General features: G+C 64.8%; 21 protein-coding genes and 4 pseudogenes. 9 read left to right on the plus strand and 16 right to left on the minus strand.

Going from position 1 to position 24,309, the window contains the following annotated elements; all coding sequences use genetic code 11:
• Positions 1-2: 2 nt before the first annotated feature.
• Positions 3-1,865: a bifunctional 3-(3-hydroxy-phenyl)propionate/3-hydroxycinnamic acid hydroxylase gene (locus AB4061_RS21110; protein WP_441637159.1), complete on the minus strand. Its 1,863-nt coding sequence runs from the start codon at positions 1,863-1,865 to the stop codon at positions 3-5.
• A 377-nt stretch (positions 1,866-2,242) separates the two neighbouring features.
• Here AB4061_RS21110 and AB4061_RS21115 point away from each other — a divergent pair, with 377 nt between their 5' ends.
• Complete coding sequence (locus tag AB4061_RS21115) at positions 2,243-2,845, plus strand: hypothetical protein (protein WP_441637161.1); 603 nt, start codon at positions 2,243-2,245, stop codon at positions 2,843-2,845.
• On the opposite strand, the gene AB4061_RS21120 is transcribed toward AB4061_RS21115, so the two are convergent.
• On the minus strand, positions 2,757-3,578 hold the full coding sequence (locus tag AB4061_RS21120) for a DNA-binding transcriptional regulator (protein WP_441637205.1): 822 nt from the start codon (positions 3,576-3,578) through the stop codon (positions 2,757-2,759). The genes AB4061_RS21115 and AB4061_RS21120 overlap by 89 nt on opposite strands.
• Before the next feature lie 390 nt (positions 3,579-3,968).
• Complete coding sequence (locus AB4061_RS21125; protein WP_441637163.1) at positions 3,969-5,174, minus strand: tyrosine-type recombinase/integrase; 1,206 nt, start codon at positions 5,172-5,174, stop codon at positions 3,969-3,971.
• 150 nt (positions 5,175-5,324) lie between these two features.
• Here AB4061_RS21125 and AB4061_RS21130 point away from each other — a divergent pair, with 150 nt between their 5' ends.
• From AB4061_RS21130 to AB4061_RS21150, 5 genes are all read left to right on the plus strand, one after another.
• Complete coding sequence (locus tag AB4061_RS21130; protein ID WP_441637165.1) at positions 5,325-6,398, plus strand: DNA-binding protein; 1,074 nt, start codon at positions 5,325-5,327, stop codon at positions 6,396-6,398.
• 294 nt (positions 6,399-6,692) lie between these two features.
• Positions 6,693-6,899, plus strand: a complete 207-nt coding sequence (locus AB4061_RS21135) for an H-NS histone family protein (protein WP_441637167.1) — start codon at positions 6,693-6,695, stop codon at positions 6,897-6,899.
• 291 nt (positions 6,900-7,190) lie between these two features.
• Positions 7,191-7,559 carry a type II toxin-antitoxin system RelE/ParE family toxin gene (locus tag AB4061_RS21140; protein WP_441637169.1) on the plus strand — a complete coding sequence of 123 codons (369 nt, stop codon included), beginning with the start codon at positions 7,191-7,193 and terminating at the stop codon, positions 7,557-7,559.
• Complete coding sequence (locus tag AB4061_RS21145) at positions 7,549-7,869, plus strand: helix-turn-helix domain-containing protein (RefSeq protein ID WP_441637171.1); 321 nt, start codon at positions 7,549-7,551, stop codon at positions 7,867-7,869. Before AB4061_RS21140 ends, AB4061_RS21145 begins: the two co-directional genes overlap by 11 nt.
• Positions 7,847-8,509, plus strand: coding sequence for a tyrosine-type recombinase/integrase (locus tag AB4061_RS21150; protein ID WP_441637173.1), 663 nt, complete (start codon positions 7,847-7,849; stop codon positions 8,507-8,509). Before AB4061_RS21145 ends, AB4061_RS21150 begins: the two co-directional genes overlap by 23 nt.
• Positions 8,510-8,629: 120 nt before the next feature.
• Here AB4061_RS21150 and AB4061_RS21155 read toward each other — a convergent pair whose 3' ends face one another.
• Positions 8,630-9,106 carry a hypothetical protein gene (locus tag AB4061_RS21155; protein ID WP_441637175.1) on the minus strand — a complete coding sequence of 159 codons (477 nt, stop codon included), beginning with the start codon at positions 9,104-9,106 and terminating at the stop codon, positions 8,630-8,632.
• Positions 9,107-9,384: 278 nt separating this feature from the next.
• Here AB4061_RS21155 and AB4061_RS21160 point away from each other — a divergent pair.
• Positions 9,385-10,338: pseudogene (locus tag AB4061_RS21160) on the plus strand (PDDEXK nuclease domain-containing protein); the annotation flags it as partial.
• A gap of 683 nt (positions 10,339-11,021) precedes the next feature.
• On the opposite strand, the pseudogene AB4061_RS21165 reads toward AB4061_RS21160, so the two are convergent.
• The 4 genes and pseudogenes from AB4061_RS21165 to AB4061_RS21180 form a co-directional block, all read right to left on the minus strand.
• A pseudogene (locus tag AB4061_RS21165) lies at positions 11,022-11,530 on the minus strand (FUSC family protein); the annotation flags it as partial.
• Positions 11,511-12,007 (minus strand): annotated as a pseudogene (locus AB4061_RS21170) (HlyD family efflux transporter periplasmic adaptor subunit); the annotation flags it as partial. The pseudogenes AB4061_RS21165 and AB4061_RS21170, both read right to left, overlap by 20 nt.
• A 7-nt stretch (positions 12,008-12,014) precedes the next feature.
• Positions 12,015-12,275: pseudogene (locus AB4061_RS21175) on the minus strand (hypothetical protein); the annotation flags it as partial.
• A gap of 165 nt (positions 12,276-12,440) precedes the next feature.
• On the minus strand, positions 12,441-12,920 hold the full coding sequence (locus tag AB4061_RS21180; RefSeq protein ID WP_441637177.1) for an RNA polymerase factor sigma-70: 480 nt from the start codon (positions 12,918-12,920) through the stop codon (positions 12,441-12,443).
• Positions 12,921-13,295: 375 nt separating this feature from the next.
• Here AB4061_RS21180 and AB4061_RS21185 point away from each other — a divergent pair, with 375 nt between their 5' ends.
• A complete protein-coding gene (locus tag AB4061_RS21185; RefSeq protein WP_441637179.1) occupies positions 13,296-14,006 on the plus strand; it encodes a 4'-phosphopantetheinyl transferase family protein in 711 nt (236 codons plus the stop codon).
• Here AB4061_RS21185 and AB4061_RS21190 read toward each other — a convergent pair.
• The 4 genes from AB4061_RS21190 to AB4061_RS21205 form a co-directional block, all read right to left on the minus strand.
• Entirely contained in the window at positions 13,970-15,340 is a 1,371-nt protein-coding gene (locus AB4061_RS21190; RefSeq protein WP_441637181.1) for a lysine N(6)-hydroxylase/L-ornithine N(5)-oxygenase family protein, read from the minus strand. The genes AB4061_RS21185 and AB4061_RS21190 overlap by 37 nt on opposite strands.
• A gap of 68 nt (positions 15,341-15,408) precedes the next feature.
• On the minus strand, positions 15,409-16,476 hold the full coding sequence (locus AB4061_RS21195; protein WP_441637183.1) for a GNAT family N-acetyltransferase: 1,068 nt from the start codon (positions 16,474-16,476) through the stop codon (positions 15,409-15,411).
• A gap of 95 nt (positions 16,477-16,571) precedes the next feature.
• Positions 16,572-17,570: an alpha/beta hydrolase gene (locus AB4061_RS21200; protein WP_441637185.1), complete on the minus strand. Its 999-nt coding sequence runs from the start codon at positions 17,568-17,570 to the stop codon at positions 16,572-16,574.
• Between the two features lie 27 nt (positions 17,571-17,597).
• Positions 17,598-19,256, minus strand: a complete 1,659-nt coding sequence (locus AB4061_RS21205; RefSeq protein ID WP_441637187.1) for a cyclic peptide export ABC transporter — start codon at positions 19,254-19,256, stop codon at positions 17,598-17,600.
• 172 nt (positions 19,257-19,428) lie between these two features.
• On the opposite strand from AB4061_RS21205, the gene fhuF reads away from it, so the two are divergent.
• Positions 19,429-20,211 carry a siderophore-iron reductase FhuF gene (gene fhuF / locus AB4061_RS21210; protein WP_441637189.1) on the plus strand — a complete coding sequence of 261 codons (783 nt, stop codon included), beginning with the start codon at positions 19,429-19,431 and terminating at the stop codon, positions 20,209-20,211.
• On the opposite strand, the gene AB4061_RS21215 is transcribed toward fhuF, so the two are convergent.
• From AB4061_RS21215 to AB4061_RS21230, 4 genes are all read right to left on the minus strand, one after another.
• A complete protein-coding gene (locus AB4061_RS21215) occupies positions 20,153-20,347 on the minus strand; it encodes a hypothetical protein (protein WP_441637191.1) in 195 nt (64 codons plus the stop codon). The genes fhuF and AB4061_RS21215 overlap by 59 nt on opposite strands.
• Positions 20,344-21,504: a PepSY-associated TM helix domain-containing protein gene (locus AB4061_RS21220; protein WP_441637193.1), complete on the minus strand. Its 1,161-nt coding sequence runs from the start codon at positions 21,502-21,504 to the stop codon at positions 20,344-20,346. Before AB4061_RS21220 ends, AB4061_RS21215 begins: the two co-directional genes overlap by 4 nt.
• A 56-nt stretch (positions 21,505-21,560) precedes the next feature.
• The gene (locus tag AB4061_RS21225; protein WP_441637195.1) at positions 21,561-23,708 is read right to left on the minus strand and encodes a TonB-dependent siderophore receptor; all 2,148 of its coding nucleotides are present in this window, start codon (positions 23,706-23,708) and stop codon (positions 21,561-21,563) included.
• A 164-nt stretch (positions 23,709-23,872) separates the two neighbouring features.
• Positions 23,873-24,309: hypothetical protein (locus AB4061_RS21230; RefSeq protein ID WP_441637197.1), on the minus strand; the 437-nt coding region annotated here is incomplete at its 5' end.

Raw genomic sequence — 24,309 nt, forward strand, 5'->3', positions numbered from 1 at the left:
GTTCAGGCTCCTGCGGCTTGTGTGATTTCGAGGGGACCACGCGTCGGTCGAGATAGCGGTGTCTGGGCCGTGGCGCCTGCGGCCGGCATGTCGATCATGCCCAACTTGCCGGCCAGCTCGACGATGGCCGCCGAGACCTGCTGCGGCGTGCACACGCCAGCGACGAAGCGATCGGGACGCAGCAGCACCACGGACTCCGGCAGCCGGCTGAACCAGTCTTTCAGGCGGCCGGCTGCATCGCCGATGGGAATGACGCCTTCTGGCACGTCGTCGGCATGGTGGAGCTGCACGTCCGGCTTGGCGAGCACGAAGCGCACGCCCGCCCGCTCGCAGATTTCGCGGGCCTGTGCGGTCAGGCCGAAGGTTGGGTCCGTGCCCCAGCCAATCACGGCGAGGCTGTTGCCGATGGCGTCATCGAGCAACACCAGGCGGCCGTCGGCGGTGCGCACGCGTGGCTGGATGAAGAGGCGGCCGACCGGGGACGCGGCGAGTGGGTCGCGGCCGTAGGCCAGGCGGCCGAGGAACGAGTCGCGCTTCTCGCTCATCAGGCCGAGCAGGCGGCCGGGGGCGGAATTGCCGGAACGTTCCAGCACATGGGCCAGCCAGCCGCCGGTCTTGCGCGGCGGCGGCAGCAGCACCACGCCTTCCTCGTAGCGGGGCATGGGCTTGAAGCGCATCTCGATGAAGTAGCGCTTGACCGCCGGCAGCACGTTGAAGCTGCGCACGAAGGCGTCGCGGAAGCGGGCGCCGAAGCGGGTGGTTGGCGCGAAGATGTCGCCCGCTACCTCGGAGAGGTGGATCATGGCGCGGGCGTGGGCACGGCGCTCGGCGGTGTAGGTGTCGAGCAGGCGCGCGTCGGCCTGCCCCTTTGCCACCATGGCGAGCTTCCAGCCGAGGTTGTTGGCGTCGCGGATGCCGCTGTTGTAGCCCTGGCCCTGCCAGACCGGCATGATGTGCGCGGCGTCGCCCGCCAGCAGGACGCGGTCCACCCGGAACGTCGCGGCCAGCCGCGCGTTGTGCGTGTAGACGCGCTTGCGGATGTACTCGACCTTGTCGGGATCGGCCACGACCTTGCTGATCAACGCCGCCATGTTCGCGGGCTTCGAGAGTTCTTCCTCCGTCTCGCCCGGCATCACCATGAACTCGAAGCGGCGGATGCCGTGCGGCAGGGCCGCCGACACGTACGGGCGCTCGTGGTCGCAATGCATGTAGATGTGGGGCGAGCCGACCGGGTCGTTGCGCACGTCGACGACGATCCACTGGTTCGGCTTGGTGCGGCCCTCGAACGGAACGTCCAATGCGCGGCGCACGAGGCTGTTGCCGCCGTCGGCGCCCACCATGTAGCCGGCACGGAAGACGCGGCTGTGACCATCGGCGCTGCGAGCTGTGATGCTGACGCCGGAGGCATCCTGCGAAAATGACTCGAGGCCGAGACCGAAGAGTACTTGCACGTGCTCGAAGCGCCGCAGGCCTTCGAAGAGCACCCGGTCGGCCAGCGGCTGGAGGAAAGCGTTGCGGCGCGACCAGCCGAATTCGTCGGTGCGCGGCTCGATCGAGGCGAAGCAGTGCCCGTCCTTCGTGACGAAGCGCATCCAATGGTCTGGTGTGGTGTGGGGCAGCAGGGTGTCGGCCAGGCCGACCGCCTGGAACACGCGCAGGGCTTCGTCGTCGAGGCCGATGGCGCGCGGGTAGTCGATGAGCTGGTCGAGCTTCTCGATCACTGTCACGCGAACGCCTTGCTGGCCGAGGATGTTGGCGATCATCAGCCCGACGGGGCCGGCGCCGATGATGGCGACATCGGTATCCAGGAGGGCTGTGCTGGATGGACTGCCGGCTGTCTCCGCCGGGTTGGCCGTGGTGGTCATAGGTCTCCTTCTGGCAAAAAGGGCGAGCGCGCCCCCGCGCCGAGTGCGTACTGGACGCAGGTCGATGAATTCGGGAAGCGTCGGATCCGACACGAATGCCGCCCCGTGTTGAAGATCAGGGTGGCGGCGGCGGAAGCCGGTCAGGCGTCGGTCAGGGTCTTGCCGACGCGGGCTGCAGAGTAGTTGGGCATGGGGGCATCTCCATTCAGTTTCGTGATTTTTTAGAGAGTCTATGCATCGATTGCCCCGCGCTCAAAAAAATCTTCAGAATGTGCAAGGAATGCACATGATTGATTTATAAGCGTTTTATGCTTATCAAGCACGCAAACGTCCGGGCCCTCTCGCGCAGGCTGTAGGTGCCGCAGGCGCTCAATTCCATGGAGAGCGACCGCGCTGGTTTTGTCGCGACAAGAGCGCCGAAGAGATCACTAAGGCACTCATCAGCAACTGGCGCGAGAAGCACTCAGCCCGCGCTGTACTGGGTGCCCATCGTCGCCACCACGACTGTCGGCACGACCCTGGCCGATTTTGTTGACCGCTCCCCGAGGATTAGCTATGCCGGGGGCACATCAGTGCTGTCCATCTTGCTGATGCTGTCACTGGCCATCTGGTGCCGGACGCTTGGCACCGTATCGGTCGATACCGTGGAATCCCCCAAGGCCGAGATGTTCTACTGGGCGACGATCATGTTCTCGCAGACATTGGGAACCGCGCTCGGCGACTGGACAGCGGAAACGGCAAGGATGAGATACCTGGACGGGATGATGGCCTTTGGCGCGCTGCTAGCAACGATGGTCGCGGCCTACTATTGGACGAGAATGTCCCGCACCATGCTGTTCTGGGCAGCCTTTATCCTCACGCGGCCGCTTGGCGCCGTCGTGGGCGACTTGCCTAAGTTGTCTTCCGTGCCGACTTGGGGAGGACCATCATTTCCCGCACGCGATTCGCAATGTCCTGCAGCGGTGCCACGAAGCGCTTGATCGCGTCCTCCTCGGTCAGGGCGCGCGCAAGATACACCACATTGAGGCTGCCGCGCACGCCGTCCGCGTGCAGGATCGGCACGGCGACCGCGCCGATCTTGCGCTGCTCTAGCCACTCGCCGCGATTCGATCCAAAGCCATCCGCGCGCACGCGCTCGACCAACTTGCGGACATAGGCGGTGTTGTTGGCCAGCGCCGCCTGCTCATCGCCTCCGTCGCCTGAGCGCAGCAGGTTGAGGATGTCTTCCCGTTCCCCGTCGCCGCAAAACGCAAAATAGGCCCGTCCGGCGGCCGTCGACAGCATCGGCAGACGCCTTCCCACCATCGCCCGGTGAAAGGACAGGGGGCTGAACCTGTGCGTGGTCTCGCGAATGATCATAGCGTCGCCGTCGGGCGTCGTCAGGTCGGACGGCCACAGCACGCGCTGCAGCAACTCGCCCATCAGCGGCGCGGCGATAGTGGAAATCCACTCATCGTCATTGAAGCCTTCGCTCAAGGCCCTGACCTGCAGCGTCAGGCGATAGCTGTCGTCCGACTTGCTGCGGCGCACGAAGCCTTCCGCTATCAGCGTCTCCAGTAGGCGCCTGACCGTGGTGCGGTGCAGCCCGGTCTGCTCGCTCAGTTGCGGGGCGGTGCCGCGCCCGCTTTCCATCCGGTTCAGCGCTTTCAGCACATCCAAGCCGCGGCTGAGGCCGCGCACGCTGGCGTAGGGCGAAGTTCGGCCGGCAGGCATAAAGAATCCTTTCAAATCAATGTCGTGCACTCTTTGCACATTCTGTTCTTTTTTTTTCGGGATGCAATCGGCTCTCTACACTCTAAAAGGGACCACATCTGCCGCCTCGGGAGAGGTCGTGCTAAAGCGAGCCAAATGAATTTGGCGCACACAAGCCGGGTACCTGCACTACGCTTGTAGGATGCCAATACCATGCTAACTCACCGGCAGGCCGGCACTAGGCAGAGTTGCCCCTTCTTCCTGGGGCCGGAGAACGGCCGCTTCTCGCCGACCGTTTCCGATTTAGCATTGGTCGTGTCGAAGTTGGCCACGTCCGGTGCGGTCAGAAAATGCAATTAATCGCCAGCACTTTCCCTTAGACCACGAAAAGAGGGCTCAGCAGGATGGGGGCTAGCGCTTCCATCCGATCCGGTGGCGTTCCTGCGTGGCCTCATGCCGCGCATCGTCTTCGGTGTGCAGGTAGGCGCTGGTGGTCGAGATGGAAGCGTGCCCGAAATTGTCCCTCACGAAACGCAGGTCCACCTGCTGGTCGGTCATGTGCGAGCCCGCGGTATGGCGGAGCCAGTGCGCCGACGCGCTGGCCAGCACCGCGGCCCGGCTTTCCCACTCAGGGCCGCGTGCGCGCAGGCGCGCGGCCGCCATCCCGAAGATCTCCTTGAGCACCAGGTGCAGCGCGCCGCGTGACAAGGGTTTTTCCTTGCCAATGATCGGCAGCACGATGGGGCGCTCCTCGCCGGGCAATGGCATCGGCGGCAGGCCGTGGGCGCTGCGATAGCGCGCCAGCTCCACCATCATTTCGTCCGTAGCCGGCACCAGCCGCGTCTTATCCCCCTTGCCCGTCACCTCCAGCCACCAACGCTCCAGGCCATGGCTGTCGCGCCGGCAGAAAAACGCCCCCATGCGCGTGCTGGCCACCTCCGCCGCCCGCAAGCCGCCCAGATACAGCACGGTCAGCAGCCAGCGGCAGCGCGCCGCGTGCAGGCGGTCGCGCTCGGTCGCACTGTCGAGCGTGCCCGGCATGGCGTCGATCGCGTCCTTGACCGCCTGCCACATGGCGTGGCTCAGGTAACGCGTGATGCGCGGCTTAGGCTGGCCGCGCCGGGTGCGTGCCAGCGAGAGTGGATTGCCGGCCAGGTAGCCGGCGCTGACCAGCCAGGCAAACAACGTGTTGAGGATGACCATCGCATGGCGTGCGCTGACCGGGGAAAGCGGGCCGGCAAAGGGCCGCCACCCGGGCGCGCCGCGCGCCAGCTTCTTGCGCGATGCCATGACCCAGCGCGCAGCCGGTTGCGGATCGGCCAGGAAACGCTCGTACAGCAGCAGGTCCTCGTGGGTCAGCGACGAGAGTGCCTTGCCGTGCTGCAGGACGGCCCACAGTAGCAAGCGCTCGACCTCGCGCCGGTAGGTCTGCAGCGTGGCGGGAGTATCGGCGTAGCGGGCCAGCCAGGCGCTCACGGCGGCCACATCGTCCTTTGCCGCGATCTGGGGGATTCCGCCACGAGCCCGGTTGGTGCCTTCGGCGCCGGACAGCGCGGCGGGCGGCTGCAGCTGCTCGATCGGCATGGCGGGTGTGGTGGGCAGCGGCAGGGAATCCATTGAGTGGGTGGTTAGGAGTAGGTCTGAATCTGGGTCAGACGTAATTATAGACAGAATGACACTTATGTCTAAAGATTGTTTGTTTATTTAAGATAATTGACGTATTACGTAGTAATATTTATACAAATCTGACTCGCCTTTCGCCCCAACATGACCGCCAACCCTCCCGATAGCCCCGCTCGCACGCCGCTCGACGCCGCTCCCGACGCCGCCCTGCAGGCGACGCTCGCCGCCGACGTGGCCAGCCTGCGCACGCAGTTCCCCGAGACCCGCGCGCTCTACCGCGAGGTTTGCGCCCTGCTGTTTTTTAGATACGGGGTCACCCCCACCGCCAACAAGCTCTACGGCCTGGTGCGCAAGGGCAGCATGGGCACGCCGACCGAAGTGCTGGCGCAGTTCTGGCAGGATTTGCGCGGCAAGATGCGCGTGACCATCGACCAGCCCGGGCTGCCGGACGCGCTCAAGGTGATCGCGGCCGACGCCGTGCAATCGATCTGGCAGGCCGCCAACGAGGCCGCTAGCGGCGAGCTGGCCGCCTTGCGGGTGGAGGCGCGGCTACAGGCGAGCGAGGCGGAAGCGCAGCGCGACCAGGCGCGGGCCGCGGTGGTGGTGGCCGAGCAGGAAACCGCCGCTGTGCAGGCCGAGCGCGACGCCGTCCAGAGCGCGCGCGCGGCGCTGCAAGGGGAACTGGACGCCGAGCGCCAAGCCCACGCGGCCGCGCAGGCGCGTCACGACGAGAGCAAGCGCCAGGTCGAGGCGCTGGAGCGGCAACTGGGCGAGATGCACACGCAGTTCTCGGCGGACCTGGAGCGCACCCGCGAGCAGGTGGTGGTGGCACAAGAGCGCGCCAGCGCCACCGAGCGCCGCGCGCTGCGTGAAATTGACCAGGAGCGCACGCTGCGGCAGAAGGCCGAGCAGGCGGTCGCGGACCTGCGCACCGAACTGGCGGCCATGCAGGCGAGGGCGCAGGAGGCGGCCGTGGCCGGCGCCGAGGCACGGGCGCGGCTGCAGGCCGAGCGCGACACGCTCAGCCGGCAACTGGCGGCGGCCGAGCAGGCGCTCGAGCGAGCGCAAGTGGCACAAGACGGGCTGCGGGCCGGACTGGATGCGGCGCTGCGGCAGGCCGAGCGCGCACAAGCGGAAGCCACCGCGTCGCGTCGCCTGGCAACGACCAGGCGCCGGGCGCCGGCGACGCGCACCAAGTTCAAGCCCGGGCCGGCCTGACGGGGCGCGTCGGAGGTGTCGGATACCGCACGAGGGGACAAGCCTGTGGACAAGCCACCCGGGGGCAGACAGCCGACGGCCTCTGCGGATTTGATTAAAATTAAAGCGGCGAGGGTGGCCACGTCGTCCTATCTGCGCTGATTCTCACAGCAACCACCACCTGGAACAACTTGAAGTTCAACACTCCCCACCAGACGGCACCACGCGGGATCCGGCGCCGCCCCAAATCCATTCACCTACGCCATGTCGATCGAAATCGAGCGCGCGTAAGCGATTACCTGGATCCGCATCCAGATGGCCCAGCACGGCCTGACCCTGGCCGACCTGCAGGCCGCCGGCTGCCTTACTGAGACCCCGCCGACCCCGTCGCCTAGCGCGGTGCGCTACCGCAACGCGCACGGGCAGGGCTGGGACGGCCGCGGCGCCATGCCGGACTGGCTGCAGCGGGCAATTCACGCCGGGCAGACGGTGGAACATTTCCGCGTCGGTCGGACCGAGTGATTGCGGATGGCTACCGCAATCCCGTCCACGATCCGATCACTGCCATACTCGTCCAAGTTGTCAGTGCATTGCGCTGCAAATCCAGCAAGTAGTCGTCAAGCCGAGCAGAAGGCGGGACGGACGAAGTGACCAGCTATATGCTGCATGAGGCACGTTATGGGCGCCTGATCTGCGCAATGCTCGCTCGGCAGGTGACCGCGGAGCGGTGTGGTATGCGGTACTTGTCGTGTGCTTTATTGAAAAGTATTGCACTGAGTGCTAGACTTTGTCATCTGATTTCTGGCCAGCTACATGAAAAGTCCTGCGCTGCGTGTCTTCAAAACGTCCTGGTTCAGCAAAACGGCAAGCAAGGCTGGAATCGACGATGCTGAATTATGTGAGGCTGCACAGGAACTGATGCTGAGCCAAGGCGATGATCTAGGCGGCGGCGTTTGGAAGAAGCGGCTCAACAAGAACAGGCATCGCTCAATTGTCCTCAACAAGGTCGGCAAGCGATGGATATTTACCTACTTGTTCGCGAAGAAGGACCGGGAGAACATTAGCGATAAGGAACCGGACGGGTTCAAGAAGCTTTCCAAGGATTACGCGGCGGCCTCCGCGTCGCAGATCGCTGGACTGCTCGATCAAGGGGAGCTACTGGAGATTTGCCATGACTGCTAAACGATTCAAGACCGACGCCTTTGAGGCAATCCACAGCGCCGCATCTGGCCTCCTGAAGGCGAAGTCCATCGACAAGAAAACCATGCGCGAGTATGACGACTTGTGCCTGGAAGAACCGCCACACTTCGATGCTAAGGACATCGTTCAGATCCGCAAATCGGTCAAAGTGAGCCAGCCCATTTTTGCTCGCTATCTGAACACAAGTACGTCAACCATTCAGAAATGGGAGAGCGGGCAGAAGCAGCCTAGCGGGATGGCAGCCAGGTTGCTGCAAGTCGTCCAGAAGCATGGTTTGGAAGTGCTTGCTTGAACCCCGACTGCCCGGTCAAAGGCTGACAGCGAAAAGGGCGCCACGGCGCCCCTCGTATATTGGTGTCGCAGTGAGAGACGTGAAGAGGCTCCTGGGTCTACAGGTGGATCAGGTTAGGCTGCCGGAGAATAGAATTTCTGCGCAGCGGACGCAGTGCTCCCCTCCGGACCACATCCGATTAACCCGATCGAGGAATTGGCGCCCTACAACTGGAAACTCTCTGGAGCGGCATCGACTGTGGCGTCGACGTCGTCCTTGCTGGTTGCAGCCTCAGCGACTCGGCATTGAACCGCGGTCGCGCATCGAGGGGTACTCAGTGCGCGGCGCGCGCGCTGATGCGCTGGGCCATCTACCAGTTGCTGGACCTGCTGCCGGACCTGCGCGAGGCCGGGAGGCGCCAGTTGCATGGCACCCTCTCCGCAGACGCTTTGGCACCCAAGCGGTGACAGCCGACACGCCGCTGGACGTGGTGCAGCGCGTGCTCGGCCACGCCTCGCTGCAAACCACCAGTACCTACGTGACCGCGGAGCAGCGGCGCGTGCGCGCCGAGGCCGCCAAGTATCGTGCGACGCCTCGTAGGCTGAATTCAAGCAGCGCCCCTGATCGTACGCCCGGCGCGGCCCAACGGACAGTGCTGTAAAGCTGCCGTCCGTGAGCGTCAGCTCATGGCCGAACCCGGAAGTTCGTCGCGGACCAGCGCTCGATCGCCCCGAATCAGTTCCGAACTTCCGTAGTCGACCCTTTTCGGGCTTAGGCGTGTTCAGTTGCCAGGTGCGATTGTGGTCGATTTCAGATCGGCCAGTTCTGCATCGACTGCCGCCAGCAGTTTCCCTAAACTCCTGGGGACTGGTGCATCGACGAATGCCTGTGCTACTTGAAATGAATCGAGCATTGGCGCGGCGTTACCCAAGCAGGCAAATTGCCCAATAACGTAGTGGCCAAAGTACTGCGATTCCGGGACCTCATTTACGTACCAGCAGCCGCCATACTTCTGGGCAAAGTACCCACCAATGAAGTAGCTCATCCGGGTAAGAAGCCATAGCCTGTCTTCGGCTGCAACCGTCATGGACTGCAGAACGTTGTCCAGAAGCGGCGCAAACTGGCCGGCATGCCGCAGAACTTCGTGTGCGGGACTGATGCCCATCTTTTCTACAAAGTCCACGAGGACTGGCATTAGCTCCTCGTAAAACTGTTGGAATCCAGCTTTGCGACTCTCCAGGCCGACCTCAGATGTCATTGATCCTCCCATGGCTCAGAAGATTGCGTTGGCTTCGTCGGACGGGGTATTGTCGCCGATATTTCCACCGCCATCGACTGGCCGTTCCTGGCCGATCTCCACCTTCCGTCGGGGGCCGGCAGGAACCTTGTCCACCTGCAGCAGTTTGCTGGTGACAAATTTACTTCGCAGCCCGCGAACGCTTTCCCGGCAAGGGCTGGCGGGAACTGGACCCGTCTCGCCCGGTGTGTTGACACATTTACTGTCGCAATGGTGACGGATTTAATGCGGTCTACGGATTTGGGCGAGGTTTTTCCGAGCGCAACTTGGAGCAGATGCGTTCCTTTTACCAGGGGTGGCCCCCCTGAGCGGATTTTGCAGACAGCGTCTGCGAAATTGCCGCGCGCTCGAAAGTCGCAGACGCTGTCTGCGATTTCAGTGGGTACCGTGTTTTCGGAATCACTGCGGCGCAATGCGATTGATCTAGCCGCCCTTGCCAAGGCCTTTCCCTTGCCTTGGTCGGCCTACGTGCGTCTGTTGTCGGTCAAAAATGAGCAAGCGCGCCATTTCTATGAGACCGAAACCTTGCGCGGGGGCTGGTCGGTACGGCAACGTGATCGGCAAATCAGCCCCCAGTTCTACGAACTACTGCCCTGTCGCGCAACAAGGCTAGCATGCCGGAAAAAGGTGAGTTGGCCGAGCCTAGTGATGCGATCACACCAGAGGAGGCCATCAAAGACCCGTTCGTTCTGGAATTTCTCGACCTAAAGGACGAGTATTCCGAATCTGACCTCGAAGACGCATTGATCCGACATCTGGCTGACTTCCGGCTCGAACTGGGCGATGACTTTGCCTTCATCGGGCGCCAGCGCCGACTGCGAATTGACGACAGTTGGTTTCGCGTCGATCTCCTTTTCCTTCACCGTAGACTCAAGTGCCTATTGGTGATCGACCTCAAGGTGGGCAAGTTCAGCTATGCAGACGCAGGGCAGATGCGCCTGTATCTTAATTATGCGCGCGAACACTGGATGAAGCCTGGAGAGAATCCATCGGTGGGGTTGATCCTTTGCGCCGAAAAAGGTGCATCAGAGGCCCACTATGCATTGGAAGGTCTGCCCAACAAGGTGCTAGCTGCCGAATACCAGACCGTGCTGCCTGATGAAAAACTGCTAGCCAAGGAGCTAGCCAAGACGCGGCGAGAGCTGGAGTCGCGGCGCACCGGGAAGAATGGTAATACAGACGGCTCGGAATGAGGGGTAATTAGCATGATCCGACCAAAACGACCCGTGAGGCGCCGCTGAAGCCAGCAGGACGCCCTAATTGGGCTCATGATCGTTGGCAGGAAGTGGGAAAAAGACCAGTGATTTAATGGGCTTTCAGCTCCGTATCGGCAGGAAACGCGCTGGATGCTCGAGTTGCCTACCTCACCGTCAGATGTGGTAGAGGAAACGGAGCTATGTGATTCATTCGGTTCACATTCGACGGAGGGCCAACGCGGCACTGCGATGGCCGTGATCGTGATAGAGCAACCTTCTCTTCTTCATAGCTTCATCTCACGCAACCGAGCCGGCAACCTGCCAATGCCCGCGCGCTTCCTCAAGTGCAGCTACGGCGCAAGTATGGACCGCAGGGGAACATGTCCTGAAGCGACTTTTGATATTGAGCGTCGGTTGCACAGGCAAACCTCCAGGCAATTCTTCAGATCGACAGAAACAGTAAGCGCGTGAGGACGTCCTTGAGATACGCGCAGGGGTCATGCTCGGCAGATCGTCGTTTCTCTGTCGCTGCAGTCGGAGGTGGAGTATGGTAGCGGCTTCAGCGCCAAGAATTTGCGGCATATGTGCGCTTCGCCGAGGCTTTTCCGAGCGAGGACATTGTCTACGCACTGAGTAGACAATTGAATTGGAGCCACCTCCCCAGCCTGATTTACATAGACGACCACGACGTTGGCACCGATGGGAATCGCGACCATCAGCCACGCATGGAGCAGCCCGCGCGTGGCCAGTTCATCGGCGTGCACGAGGCCCAGTTCGTCGAGACCGAAGCCGATGATCATGGCGACAATGGCGCCAATGGGTCGCAGCTTGCTGGCGGACGTCAGGAACGGCAGGCCGGCGGACAGCACCGCCATGCACGCAACGCGCAGCATCGGGCTGTCGAGCGTGAAATCGGCCAGCCCGATCACCAGGCCGATGATCAGGCTGACGAGAAACAGCGCCGCCACGCTCATCACGATGCTCGTGGTGCGGTCGGCGCGGTTGATAAAGAAGATGACGTAGGCGGATATGGCCGCTTCGGGCGTGCCGTAGATCGCGCAGATCAGGGCGGTGAGCGTGCTGGCCACCGCGATGCTCGTGATGCGGTCGTGCGGCCCGGGAAGGGGGCCAGCAAGGCGCGCAGGTCCCCCAGCCGGAGCCGGAATCCGTCAGCGGCAGGACGCGCTATGCCGGACCTCGACGATTGCGCTCGCACCCACGCGCGCCAGCGTCTCCGGCGGCGCTTCCAGCTTGATCCGCACCGGGAAGCGGCGCGCCACCCGCACCCAGTTCACGGAGGCCTGGACATACGGCAGCGAGCGCGGCAGGTTGATCTTGTCGGTATCGGTGATGCCTACGCCGGTGCTTTCCACCTTCCCCGGCATGGCCTGTCGGTGATCGATCATCGAATAGACGGTCGCGCAGTCGCCCGGATGGATATTCGCGAGCTGCGTTTCGCGGAAGTTCGCCACGGTGAACCACTCGCCGGTGTGGACGAGCACGAAGAGCGACTGGTTGGGCAGCACGACTTCGCCAGACAGCACGCTCAGGCCGGTCACCCGGCCCTCGTGCGGGGCGCGGACCACGGTGTCCTCCAGCGCGCGGGGGCGACGGCCAGCGCCGCTTCGCGGGCATGGACGGTGGCGATGGCGTCGTCGTCGTTGCCCACAGCCCAGGATGTGCCCCGTACCGAGGAGCCAGACGATCTCGGCGATCATCAGGCCGATTGCCGTGTTGACGAGCAGCGGGAAACCGAGAGTATCCGCCCAGCCCGTGGCGATGAGGATGCGCCAGGCAACGATGGCTCCCGCGATGCCAATCACGGCGCTCAGCAGCCAGAGCGGGAAATAGGCTCCAAACAGGCCTATGGACGGGGCGCCGGCACAACCAGACAGCGAAGCGGCCAACGCGACGAGCGCTAGCGAGCGCGCCATGGAATCGGGGGGCGGAATCGGTTCACGCAATATAGCAGTGCCGATTCCAGATTGTCCAAGGGGGCTCGGTGGATTGGCAACGCGGTGGCTTCGGTCAGCCTTGCCAGCGGGGGCAGGCCGTGATACCGGCGTGGCGGCGATTCGAGGCGGTCTTGGGTGCGCCAGTCAGATGGCCTGCTGGCGGGTCAATCGGGCACGGCAATGGATGCAGGCATCGCGCACCATGAAATTCACGAGCGTCGGCGAGACGCCGAGTTCCGAAGCAATATCCTTCTGCGCCATGCCCTGCACGCGGCACATCTCGAACGCGCGTTGCGTGCGCTCCGGCAGTTCGGCCAGCGCGCCCATCAGCGCGCACAGCGCCTGGCGATCCCGGACGATGATGTCGGGCAGCGTGGCCGGGGAGGGCGCGTTGACGCCTTCGTCCTCCGGCGCCATCCATTTCTGTTCCAGCGACTGCCGTCGGTACGTGTCGATCGCCAGGTTTCGAACGATCTGGAACAGGTAGCTGAGACGGCTGCGGATCGACGGCTCGTCCGTCATGGTGCGCAAGCGCAGGAAGGCGTCCTGCACCACGTCTTCGGCCTGGTCGCGAGAACCCACGATGCGGGCCGCGGCACCCACCAGCGCACGTCGATTTGCCACGAAAAGCCCCAACAGCGTGTCCGCGCCAAGGGCGGGCGTCAGACTGGTGCCAATTTCGGTTAAGGGAATCACGGGGGCGGCTCCTTGAATTGGTGCAGTGCGGAGCAGGTACGTTAATAAGAATGAGAATGATAGTCAATTAATAAAAAAGTAACACTGTTGTTAGTAAAGATGAGATTGCTATCCCGATTTCGGGATGTGAAAGCCATTAAATTTCGCCTTTGCTCACTCGTCCAGGCTGCGGTTGATACGCCTTGGCAGTCACGTGACGCATCGGCTGGCCCATCTAAATAGATACGCTCGCCGTTCGTCATGGTCTTAATGGAGATTCGATTCGCCCCGGGCGCGCCGCCCCTCACATCTCTTCCCAGTCCGATGCCGAGCGTCGCGCTGTGGCAGTTGCATCTCGACGGGAAAAGCGCCTCAAGGGGCATGTTGATCGAGTGCCTGAACGCCGAAGAGCAAGCCCGTGCGGCGAATCTTCGGCTGCAATCCGACCGACTGCGCTACGCCGCCACCCGCGCCGCACTGCGCGCGCTGTTGGGGCGGAGGCTTGACCTGCCTGCCGATTCCCTGCGCTTTGAAACCGGCCCGCACGGCAAGCCATGGCTAGATATTTCGGCGGCCCCGGGATTCAACGTGTCGCATGCGGGAGATTTCGCGTGGATCGCCCTGGCGGAGGGCGGCGGGGAGGTGGGGGTCGATATCGAATGGATCGACCCCGGACTAGGGCAGGACTCGCTGCGCGAGATGGCGACGCACTGCCTGACCGCGCGGGAGCGCGACTGGCTCGAAACCATGCCGGCGGCGGCATGGCCCGAGGCGTTTCACCTGCTATGGACCGCCAAGGAAGCCTTGCTGAAGGCACTGGGGCTGGGGATTGCCGACCACCTGCAGCACGTTTCGGTGGCCGTCGATACGAAACAAGGCGATGTGGGCGACGCGCACGGCGCGCGCTGGCTCACCGTCCGCCCAGAATCCGGCCAGCTCGCTGCCCATACGGCAGCGCTGGCGCGGACCCGGCTCTATCGGCTGGACGCGCCTCCGGGCTATGCCGCGGCAATGGCCTGGCTGCCACCCTTTTGAACCGTAGACGGGGCCCAGCAACGATCGCGATTCGCGCTCAATGCATCGTGGATCGCCCCGGCGATTTCCTCGGCGCGCACGGGCAGCACGGACAGCAGCGTATCGCTCAGACCATGGCTGCTCTGGCAGAAGCCCTGGAGGTACACGGGCACGGCCAGCTCCGGCGCCGCCTGCACGCGATAGTTGCGATCCACCGAAAAGTCTCCGAGATAGCGCGCCAGCGGCTCCAGCAGGCGACGATGGCTTTCGCGCTCGTAGCCGGTGGCCAGCACCACGGCGTCATAGCGGCGCGTCTCGGAATCGGCATCGATACCCGCGCCGGGCGCCGTCGTGGCGACCGTCAGCTCGATCCCATTCGCACCGCCATGGGCGGCCCGCACGGCCTTGCACGTCAGCAGGTTCGCGCGGAACTGGCCGCTGACCTTCTGGCGATACAGCATCGCGTAGATCTGCTCGATCAGGTCGGCGTCGATGACCGAGTAGTTCGTGTTCAGGTACGCCTCGATCAGCCGGTCACGGCCAGCCTGGGCCTGCTCGAACACCACGTCGGTATAGGCCGGCGCGAAGATCTCGTTGACGAACGGGCTGTCGTCAGCGGGTTTCAGCGCGGCGCTGCGCACCATCCAGTCCACCTTTACCGACGGATAGTTGTCGTGAAGGTCGATGAACGCCTCGGCAGCGCTCTGGCCGGCGCCGATCACGGCAATCCGCATCGGCTTGCCGCCCACGCAGGGCTGGTTGCGGATCCAGTTCAGATAGCCGCTATGGTGCGTGACCCGGCTGTCATCGCGCATGCCGCGGAACGCTTCCGGAATGCGCGGCGTGCCGCCGGTCGACAGCACGATGGAACGTGCCACGCGGGTGCGTTCGCGCCCCTGCGCATCGCGCGAGATCACGCGCACGCGGTCGATCCTGCCGCCATCCATCTCGGGCTCGATCGTCTGCACCTCTTCGCCCAGGCTGCATTGCCCCGCGAAGTGGCTCGCGGCCCAGCGCAGATAGTCGTTGTACTCCATGCGGCTCGGATAGAACGTGCGCAGGTTGATGAAGTCCACCAGTCGCCCGTGGCGATGCAGGTAGTTCACGAAGCTGTACGGACTGGTCGGGTTGCGCATCGACACGAGGTCTTTCAGGAACGAGATCTGCATCTCGCTCTGCGAAACCAGCGTGTTGCCGTGCCACTGGTAGTTCTGCTGCTTTTCCAGGAAGTGCGCGTCGAGCGGCCGGCCGGAAGCCGCCTGCTCCTGAAGCGCGATAGCCAGGGCCAGGTTCGATGGCCCGAAGCCGATGCCGACCAGATCGTGGACGACGGGAGAGGTGTCGCGGAGCGTCATGTTTCGGTCCTTGCTGAGCAATCGGGAAAGAGGGAAGAGGGCGCACGCGCGCCCCGTTGGCAGAGGAATCAGTTGCGTGGCGTGGCTGGCGCCGTGGTGTCCGGCAAGAGCAGGTGTTCGCCGAAGAACCGCTCGCGCAGCAGCATCACGAGCATCGCGCGCTTGTGCGGGAAGTCGAACTCCTTGATCTTCGAAAAGCCCGTCTTGTCGAGGTTGGCGATCTGGCGCACGTGGTCGGCGCGCGGCTCGCCGACGATGCGCTGCGTGCGCGGATCGTCCAGGAACTGGTAGTGCTGGATGGCCGGGAACCACGCCGTCAGGAACGCCTTGCCCCGGAACGCCGGTTCGCCAATCAGCACGTGCCAGCCGCGATCGTGATCGTGCGCATCGTAGAACGGCGCGATGCGGTTTTCCTTGGCCCAGTACACCTCGAAATAGCCGAAGGGCGTGTCGTCGAACGACGCGATCAGCGGCAGCATATGCGGATCGTCGATCAGCCCTTGCAGATAGGCGCGATGCTTGGCCTCGTCGCCTTCCTCGTTCCAGAAGTAGGCGACATCCGGATCGTTCATCCAGCGATGCAGCAGCGGCAGATCCCGCTCCAGTTCAGCGGCGCGCAGCATCAGCGTCTTGTCGAGCCACGGAATATGGCGCGCATAGACCGCGCCATCCGGCTTGCCCGGCCGCAGCGGATGGCGCTTGCCATCGGTCATCGCATAGCGCAGCGGGAACGGCCCCTCGGACGCCGCCATGTACAACTCGGGGCGTTGCCAAAGCAGGCTGGCGTGCGCAGTACCCGCGATACCGCCGCGCGCGCCACCGGGCTCGCGCAGCAGCGCGCCGATCTGGTGAAGACGATTCTGTGCGCCGCGCGATTCGATATCGACGCGCAGCGCGTACGGCGCGCCGTTGGCGAAAGCGGCATCCAGCGCGGCCATCGTCGCATGGGCCAGTTCGTGGTCATCGGCGTGGCCGTCGTGCAGGCGCAGCACGTCGCCAGCGAACTGGAAGCTGGCAAGGGGCTGGCCGTCCCTCGTCACCGTCAGGCGCGAACCGTCGTAGCGGCTCTCGCGGCGCAACGTGGGCTGCGCCGCGAAGGACAGGTGGCGCGAAAAAGGAGCAAGCGTTGTCGGCATATGGATCTTCGTGTCTGGCAAGGCATTCGTTGGACGGTGCATGACGTCTGCCGTCATGCCTATCGAGACGATGCGCGGCGTGGAGAATTTAGCGCTCAGGCGGCGCGTTCCAACGGCACCGCCGTTGCATCGCGCGTTTGGAAGGCGCGGGCCAGTGCGCCGGCAATTTCCGCGCGGGCCTCGCCGGCGTCGGCGACGATATTGCCCATGCGCAGGAACTCGTGAACCATACCCGCGTATTCACGCACGACGACCGGCACGCCGGCATCGGCGAGCTTTCGCGCATAGGCGTGGCCCTCGTCGCAGAGCGGATCGCATTCGGCCAGCACGATCAGCGCGGGCGCCACGCCGCGATGGTCCTCGGCACGCAATGGCGCAAAGCGCCAGTCGCGACGGTCCGCCTCGTCGCGCAGGTACTGGCTGTAGAACCACTCGATCGTGTCCGTATCGAGCAGATACCCTTCGCCGTACTGCCGATGCGAAGCGGTGTCGGTGGTGCCGCCAAGGCCCGCATAGCAAAGCACCTGAAAGCATGGCCGGGGCAGGGCGGGTTCGTCGCGCGCCGCCAGGGCAAGCATGGCGCTGAGGGTTCCGCCCGCGCTGTCGCCGCCCACGGCGATCCGGGAGGCGTCCAGACCCAGTGATGCGGCATGCCTGCCCAGCCATGCCAGCGCATCGATGGCGTCATATGCCGCAGTTGGAAACTTGAACTCCGGCGCCAGCCGGTACGCCACCGACACCACGGCGCAAGGCGTGGCTGCGGCGATCGCCGTGCATAGGGACGCATGGGAATCGAGACTGCCGACCGTGAAACCGCCGCTATGGAAATGCAGCAGGACCGGCAGCGCATCCCCGTCTCCTTGTCGATCGGGCGCGTAGAGCCGGGCGTCGATGTCGGACCCGTCTCGCGTGGCAATACGCAGCGCTTCGACGCGGCCCACGGGTTCGGGCGGCAAGTCGAGCGCCGTGGACGCGTCATCGAACTCGCGCCGCGCCTGCGCGGGCGTCAGTTGATGAATCACCGGGCGTTTTCCGGTTGCGGTGGCGATTTCCACCATGTCGAGCAGCGCTTCGAGGTCGGGATGCAGGGGCATGGAATTCTCCGTGGACGTTGCAGCGCGTCAGGCAGCGGTGGCCGTGGCCAGCGTGGCCGTGTCGCTCTGCGCCCCGCGATGCGCCTGCACGGTGTCGCTGACGATCTGGCCGTTCTCGATCTTCACAACGCGGTCGGCCAGGTCGAAGTAGCGGTCATCGTGCGAGATCACGAGCACCGCCTTGCCCTGCGCGCGCAGTTCCGACAGCACTTCGCGATAGAACACGTCCTTGAAGAGCGGGTCCTGGTCGGCGGCCCATTCGTCGAGGATCATCACCGGGCGACGCTCCAGGCACGCGACGATCAGCGCCAGTCGTTTGCGCTGGCCTTGCGACAGCGACTGCGTGGTGAAGCGACCGTCGCGCACGGTGACCTTGTGGCCCAACTGGAAGCGCTGGATCAGGCGATTGGCCAGGGCGTCGTCCTGCGGATCGTGCGCAAGCAGCGTGTCGAACAGGTGGAAATCGGAGAACACGGCGGAGAACTGCGCTCGATAGTCGGCGAGATGCGCGGGGTCGGCCGCCTCGCCGTTATGGCGAAGTTCGCCGGCCAGCGGCGGATACAAGCCAGCCATCAGCTTGGCCAGCGTGGTCTTGCCGCTGCCGTTGCCGCCCACCAGGAACACGATTTCACCGGCATGGAGCGCAAGATCGACCGGCCCCAGCGCAAAGAAGCTGTTTTCGCCTTCGTGGAAGTAGCGATGGCTGGCGGCATCCAGCGACACGCTGGCAAAGCGGGAGACTGCTCGGTCGCGGGGCGGAGCCTCGGGCGCGGCATCGGCGCCCAGCGCCTCGATGCGCGCGTATGCCACACGCCCCATGCTCAGCGCCGGCAGCGCATTGAGCAGCGATTCCAGCGGCGACATGATGTACAGGAACATGATCGTGAAGCCAGTCATCACGGCCGGGTCCAGCGGCGTTGCGCGCGGCGCGAAGAGCACGCCGCCGATCACCGCGAAGAACAGGAAGCTGCCGAAGCCCAGCGCCACAAAGAAGATCGACAGGCCACGCGTGCGTGCGGTGCGCACGGCATCGAGCGTCACGCCCAGGCTGTCGCGAATGAAACTGCGCTGCTTGTCGTGATTGAGCTTGAGTTCGCGCGCGCCAGACACCAGCGACTTGAAATGGCCGTGCAGCGCATCCTGTGCGATACCGGCCTGCTTCAGGTGCACCAGCGCGCGGCGGTGGTTCCAGTGATAGAACCACGAGCCGACACCGAGAATCGCGCAGGCGATGGCGAACGTCGGCAGCGACAGCCACGCCAGATAGCCAAGGCAGCCGAGCACAACCATCGAGTTGGTCAGCACCACCGGAATCACGGACAGGCCGTTGGCCACGTGCGTGCTGTCATCGGCCAGCGCCGCCTGCACCCGCGCATTGCCGGTCTGCTCGATATGCGGGTAGGGCGCGCCAATGAAGCGCTCGCAGATCTGCGCACGGATACGCGCCAGCGCGCTCTGGCTGACGCGCACGAACAGCGTCGACGCCAGCGTGCGGCAAGCCAGCACGGCGATCGCCAGCGCCGCGAACGGCAGTGCCAGTTGCGGCGCGTCCGCGCCTTGCGTGGCCAGCACGCGGTTGATGAGCGCCACTATGCCGACGGCGCACAGGCCAGCGGCCAGGCTGGCCGCGGCGGCCAGGACGATGGTGAGCCGCAGCTTGCGCGGCAGGGAGGCAATAAGCGACATGCTGGCTAGATCCGGGATCGGCATTGCCTGGATGACGTGCGGCGCGCGGGGAAAATTAGGGCCGTCATGCGGGCCCATCGTGATGGAGCCACCTCCTTAATTTCCATCGCAGGCCATTCGTCATCCGTCAGGCAGGCCGGCATCTCGCCATGGCCGACGTACCACGTACCGCATGATCGACTTTCTCGCCCCATTCTTCGCCGGGCCCTTGCGGCCTTATGCCGAACGACTCGCGCTGGCCGGTGCGGCGGGGTCGGAACCATCGGGGGTGATGGCACGCGGTGCCAGTCTGGATGCCGGCTGGGCCGCCGAATGCCTGGCGCGTGCGTCCCGTGCGAGTGATTGCGAGGACCTGCGGGCGCTCGCTGCGGCGTGGTTCCGCGACTACACGATGGCGGTGCTACCAGGAGCGCTTGTCGCGGCCACGCTGCATCGGCGCGGTCTGGCGTTCGACGCTGACGCGGTGGTCTGGTGTGGCGCAGCCAATGGCTGGCTGGCGATGCTGGTACTGCCGGACGGCGGCGAGGCGTCCGGCGCCACGCTTGCCGCGTTGCTGTCACCGCTGGTCAACGCCCATCTGCCGCGCGTGGTGGCGGCGTTTTCCGTAGCCGCCCGGGTATCCCAGCGTTTGCTCTGGTGTACGGGTGGCGTGGCCGCCGCGGGCATCGCGAGGCAACTGGCCGCGCATCCGGTGCTGACGCCCGCGCAGCGCGCGGAAGTGCTGGCATGGATCGACGCACCCGTGTCCATCGACGGCTTCGCCAACCCGTTCCATGGCGCATTCCGACCTGGCGCGGAACCGGGCCAGCCGGGCGTGGCGCCCGTGCGACGCATCTGCTGCCTGAACTACCGCCTGCCGGGCGATGGCCATTGCGGCACATGCCCGCGCACGGCGCCTACTCCTTCGCGGACGCCATCCGCACGCGCCAATGTCGCCATAGCCGGTACGCCGTGACGGCAACGGGCACACCCAGGCCGATCCAGCACAGGGCGTCCCACGCGCCATCGCCGAAAATGCCGGCCGCCAGACCCGCGAAGGACAGCACGCCAAGCAGCACCGGCATCGGCCAGGTATCGTCGATCAGCTTCATGCCTGGTCTCCCGACAGTTGCGGCGGCAGCGTCGCAGTGGCGTCCTCGCGGCTGCGCCGTGGTCGCTTGAGCCAGAAAATGAAACCCGTCACCGTGGCGCCCGCCGTGATGACCGTCAGTAGCRCCCACAAGATCTGCAGCGGCCGGCCCGCATAGTCGCCGAAGTGGAACGGCGCCGACAGCAGCAGTACCTGCAGATACCACGGCATGCCGCGCACGGCGGCCACGCTGCCGTCGCCCGCATCGACAAGCACGATCGCGTAGACGCGCTTCTGCAGCTCCGTGTGGCCGCGCAGCACCACGCCGTAGTGGCGTCCGGTGGAAAACTCGGTATTCGGATAGAAGACGAAGGCCGGGTCCTTCCCCGGTACCTCCTTGTGCGCCTGCTCCAGCGCGCGATCCACCGGCACGAACGATGCGGGCGTCGGCCCCGGCAGCGTCGCGATCAGGTGCTGCAGCTCGGTCTTCTGCCAGACCCCGATGATCAGCGGGGAAAACGACAGGAACGTCCCCGTCAGCCCGACCACCAGTGCCCACACCATCACGACGATGCCGAACAGGTTGTGCAGGTCCGCCTGCACGATGCGCACCGGCTTGCCGAAGCGGATCAGGCCGAAAGCCAGCTTGCGCATGAACGGCCCGTAGACGACGAGCCCGCTCATCAGGCTCAGCGCGAACAGCACGCCGATAAAGCCGATGAAGAACTGCCCCGGCAGGCCGAGGAACAGGTTCAGGTGCAGCTTGAGGATGAAGCCGCTGAAGGTTTCGCCCGGCGGCCCCGGCTTGCGCGTGGCGCCCGTGGCAGCGTCGAACTGGACCGTCGTGCCATTGCGCAGCTTCGGCTCGCCAACGGGTCCCACGCGCACGCCAACGGCGTCGGCATCGTCGTCCGCAAACGAAATCGACTTGGTGAGCTGGCCCGGATGCGCGGCCTGGGCCGCGTCGACCAGCGTCTGCAACGCGGGCCGCCGTGCCGGCACGGCAACGGTGCGCTCGGCAGCCACCGCGCCGTGATGTTCCTGGCCGAGCAGCGCGTCGATGTCCTCGTGGAAGATCAGCAACAGGCCGGTGACGCACAGCACCAGCAGATTCAATGTGCAGAGCAGGCTGGTCCAGCGATGGATCGCGTACCAGAAGCGCAGCGTTGGGGCTTTCATGTTCTTGGACTCCTGCAAGGCAACGCCGCCCGGAAGGACGGGCGGCGTCTTGCTGCTTACCAGCGGTAGGTGGCCGTACCGATGATGGTGCGGCGGCGACCGTAGTAGCAGTTCGTGGCGCTGTCGCACCCGGCCACATACGTCTTGTCGAACAGGTTGTTGACGTTCAGACGCAGCGTGTAGTGCTTGGCGAAGGAGTAGCTCGCGGCCAGATCGAACAGCGTGTACGCCGGCACGGTCGTCACGTTCGTCTGGTCATACGACTTGCCCATGTACCGCACGCCACCGCCTAGCCAGACGCCCCGCAGGAAGCCGCTCGACAGGCGGTAATCCGCCCACAGCGAGGCCATGTGCCGCGGGATGTACTGCGGCGTCTTGCCTGCGTTCGGCGCGTTCGGGCCCGCCTGCGTGACTTCGGCATCCGTGTACGTGTACGACGCCAGGATGTTGAAGTTGTTCGTGACGGCCCACGTGCCTTCCAGTTCCACACCGCGCGAGCGCACTTCGCCGAGCTGCGAGACCTGGGTGGGCACCGGCGACGTCGTCAGCACGTTCTGCTGCGTCAGGTTGAACAGCGACAGTTGCGCGAAGCTGCGCGTACCCTTCGGCTGCCACTTCAGGCCGGCCTCGTACTGCTTGCCGGTGGTGGGCTTCGGCGTGCCGCCGCCGTACAGCACGGTGGTGGCCGTCGGCTCGAACGAGGTCGAGTAGGCAAAGTACGGCGACAGGCCATACGGGCCTTCCCACAGCAGGCCGGCGCGGCCGGTGAACTTGCCGTCGTCGGTGCCGGAGTGCGTCACGACGTTGGTGGCCAGCGTGCGGGCGTCGGCATCGACCTTCGCCTTGTCGTAGCGGCCGGCCAGTTGCACCACCCAGCGGTCCGCCACGCGCAGCATGTCCTGCAGGTAGAAGCCCACCTGGCTGCGCACCGTGGTGGTGTCGCTCTGGTACGCCGGCGCCACGAAGTTGCCGTACACCGGGTTGAAGATGTCGATAGGCGGTTGCTGCGTCGGCAGGCTGCCGGTCTGGCCCAGCAGGCGACCGAACGTGGACCGCGTGTAGTCGATCCCGGTGAGGATCGTGTGCTCGAAGATGCCGTGCTTGACCTTGACCTGCGCCTGATTGTCGACAGTGAACAGGTTGTACGACTCGTTCGACTTCAGGCCGATGCGGCGCAGCAGGTACGGGCCATTTGCCGGATTCGATACGAGACCGCCATTGCCGTTGATGTCCTCGTAGCTGGTGTACATGTGGCTGTAGCGCAGGTTCTGGCGCAGCGTCACCGTGTCATTCAGGCGATGCGAGAACTCGTAGCCCACCATGTACTGCTCGCGCTTGAAGCGCTCGAAGGACGGTTCGCCCGGGAAGAAGTCGGTCGGGATCTTGGACCCGTTCGCCAACGGCGTGATCGTACCCACGGCCGGCAGGAAGCCGGCGCTGTTGCCGGCGTTGTCGTGATAGATCTGCGAGTACAGCGTGAAGCTGGTGGCGTCGGTGGGGCGCCACGTGATCTGCGGCGAAATGAACAGGCGGTCGTCGCCGGCGTGGTTCGTCTGCGTCCCGCTGTCGCGCGCCAGCGCGGTCAGGCGGTAGAGCACCTTGCCGTCCTTGTCGAGCGCGCCCGTGAAATCGCCCGAGATCTCGCGGCGATCGTAGTTGCCGAAACTCAGGTTGATCTCGTTCGACGATTCCGCCTGCGGCCGCTTGCTGACCTGGTTGATCAGGCCGCCCGGCGCGGTCTGGCCGTAGAGCACCGACGAGGGCCCGCGCACGATGTCGACGCGCTCCAGGCTGTACGGCTCCAGGTCCCAGTAGGCATAGCCGCCGGACCAGGGCATCTTCAGCCCATCCCAGTACTGGCCGTTCTGGGCGGCGTTGAAGCCGCGGATGTAGTACGTGCCGCGCCGCGTATCGACGATCGGCTCGGTGCGCACGCCGGCGCTGTAGCGCAGGGCTTCTTCCACGCGCTGGGCGCCCTGGGCACGGATCTGGTCCGACGTGACCACGCTGATCGACTGCGGCGTGTCCTCGATGGGCACGTCCGTCTTGGTGGCCGATACCGACCTCTTGCCCACCGGGCCGTAGTTTTCGGCGACCGTATCGGCGCGCACGCTGACGGCCGGCAACTGGACTTCGCCGCCGCTGGCGGAGGCAGGCGTGGCGTCGTTCGTCTGCGCGTACGCCGTCTGGATCGTGACAGCCATGGCCAGCGCGGTCAGCGCGAATGGTTGCCGATTCGCCCAAGCCTGACGCGGCCTGGCGCTTTTACCCGTCCTCATATTTCTCCTGATTCTGCAGTTTTTTGATGGAGCAGTGATTCTAAATGCAAACTATTCGCATTTGCATTTATAAAATTACGATTCCTGGCCTACGTCGGTAGGGTTGTGGCGGACATGCCCTCAGTCGGTACAGGGGAATGCGGGCGTCTATCGCCCGAAAGCCCGGCGTCGAGGCTGGTGGCCAGATCGGCCAGCAGCCGCGCGTCGCGGACGATTCCGTGGTGATCCACCCCATCGAGCACCGCCTCCCGCCATGGCGCTCCCTGCCATGCGGCCAGCCGCGCAGCGGCAATATCGCGGCTGGAACGCCACCAGACGGCGCGTGGCGCGCTTACGACAGGCACCGCCTGCTGCGATGCCGCCATGGCGCCCAATCGATGCGCGGCGACGAACATCTGCGCCAGTTCTGCGGCCCCAAGCCCGGCCTGCGGCGATGGCGAGGCGGCCACGAGCGGCGCCAGCAGGCTGGCCACAAGGTCGGCCGCCGGCGCAGCGGCCGGCTGCGCGGGCAGCGCCAGGGCGCCGG

Origin of the sequence: Cupriavidus sp. YAF13 (assembly GCF_052113425.1) — a bacterium.
GTDB lineage: Bacteria > Pseudomonadota > Gammaproteobacteria > Burkholderiales > Burkholderiaceae > Cupriavidus.

Coding starts and splice junctions, on each gene's coding strand:
- AB4061_RS21115 (WP_441637161.1), top strand. CDS start 2,243: ATGGAGAGCGACCGCGCTGGTTTTGTCGCGACAAGAGCGCCGAAGAGA.
- AB4061_RS21225 (WP_441637195.1), bottom strand. CDS start 23,708: ATGGCTGTCACGATCCAGACGGCGTACGCGCAGACGAACGACGCCACG.
- AB4061_RS21195 (WP_441637183.1), bottom strand. CDS start 16,476: ATGCCGACAACGCTTGCTCCTTTTTCGCGCCACCTGTCCTTCGCGGCG.
- fhuF (WP_441637189.1), top strand. CDS start 19,429: ATGATCGACTTTCTCGCCCCATTCTTCGCCGGGCCCTTGCGGCCTTAT.
- AB4061_RS21120 (WP_441637205.1), bottom strand. CDS start 3,578: ATGCCTGCCGGCCGAACTTCGCCCTACGCCAGCGTGCGCGGCCTCAGC.
- AB4061_RS21215 (WP_441637191.1), bottom strand. CDS start 20,347: ATGAAGCTGATCGACGATACCTGGCCGATGCCGGTGCTGCTTGGCGTG.
- AB4061_RS21200 (WP_441637185.1), bottom strand. CDS start 17,570: ATGCCCCTGCATCCCGACCTCGAAGCGCTGCTCGACATGGTGGAAATC.
- AB4061_RS21125 (WP_441637163.1), bottom strand. CDS start 5,174: ATGGATTCCCTGCCGCTGCCCACCACACCCGCCATGCCGATCGAGCAG.
- AB4061_RS21185 (WP_441637179.1), top strand. CDS start 13,296: ATGCCGAGCGTCGCGCTGTGGCAGTTGCATCTCGACGGGAAAAGCGCC.
- AB4061_RS21140 (WP_441637169.1), top strand. CDS start 7,191: ATGAAAAGTCCTGCGCTGCGTGTCTTCAAAACGTCCTGGTTCAGCAAA.
- AB4061_RS21145 (WP_441637171.1), top strand. CDS start 7,549: ATGACTGCTAAACGATTCAAGACCGACGCCTTTGAGGCAATCCACAGC.
- AB4061_RS21205 (WP_441637187.1), bottom strand. CDS start 19,256: ATGTCGCTTATTGCCTCCCTGCCGCGCAAGCTGCGGCTCACCATCGTC.
- AB4061_RS21150 (WP_441637173.1), top strand. CDS start 7,847: ATGGTTTGGAAGTGCTTGCTTGAACCCCGACTGCCCGGTCAAAGGCTG.
- AB4061_RS21130 (WP_441637165.1), top strand. CDS start 5,325: ATGACCGCCAACCCTCCCGATAGCCCCGCTCGCACGCCGCTCGACGCC.
- AB4061_RS21110 (WP_441637159.1), bottom strand. CDS start 1,865: ATGACCACCACGGCCAACCCGGCGGAGACAGCCGGCAGTCCATCCAGC.
- AB4061_RS21135 (WP_441637167.1), top strand. CDS start 6,693: ATGGCCCAGCACGGCCTGACCCTGGCCGACCTGCAGGCCGCCGGCTGC.
- AB4061_RS21190 (WP_441637181.1), bottom strand. CDS start 15,340: ATGACGCTCCGCGACACCTCTCCCGTCGTCCACGATCTGGTCGGCATC.
- AB4061_RS21155 (WP_441637175.1), bottom strand. CDS start 9,106: ATGACATCTGAGGTCGGCCTGGAGAGTCGCAAAGCTGGATTCCAACAG.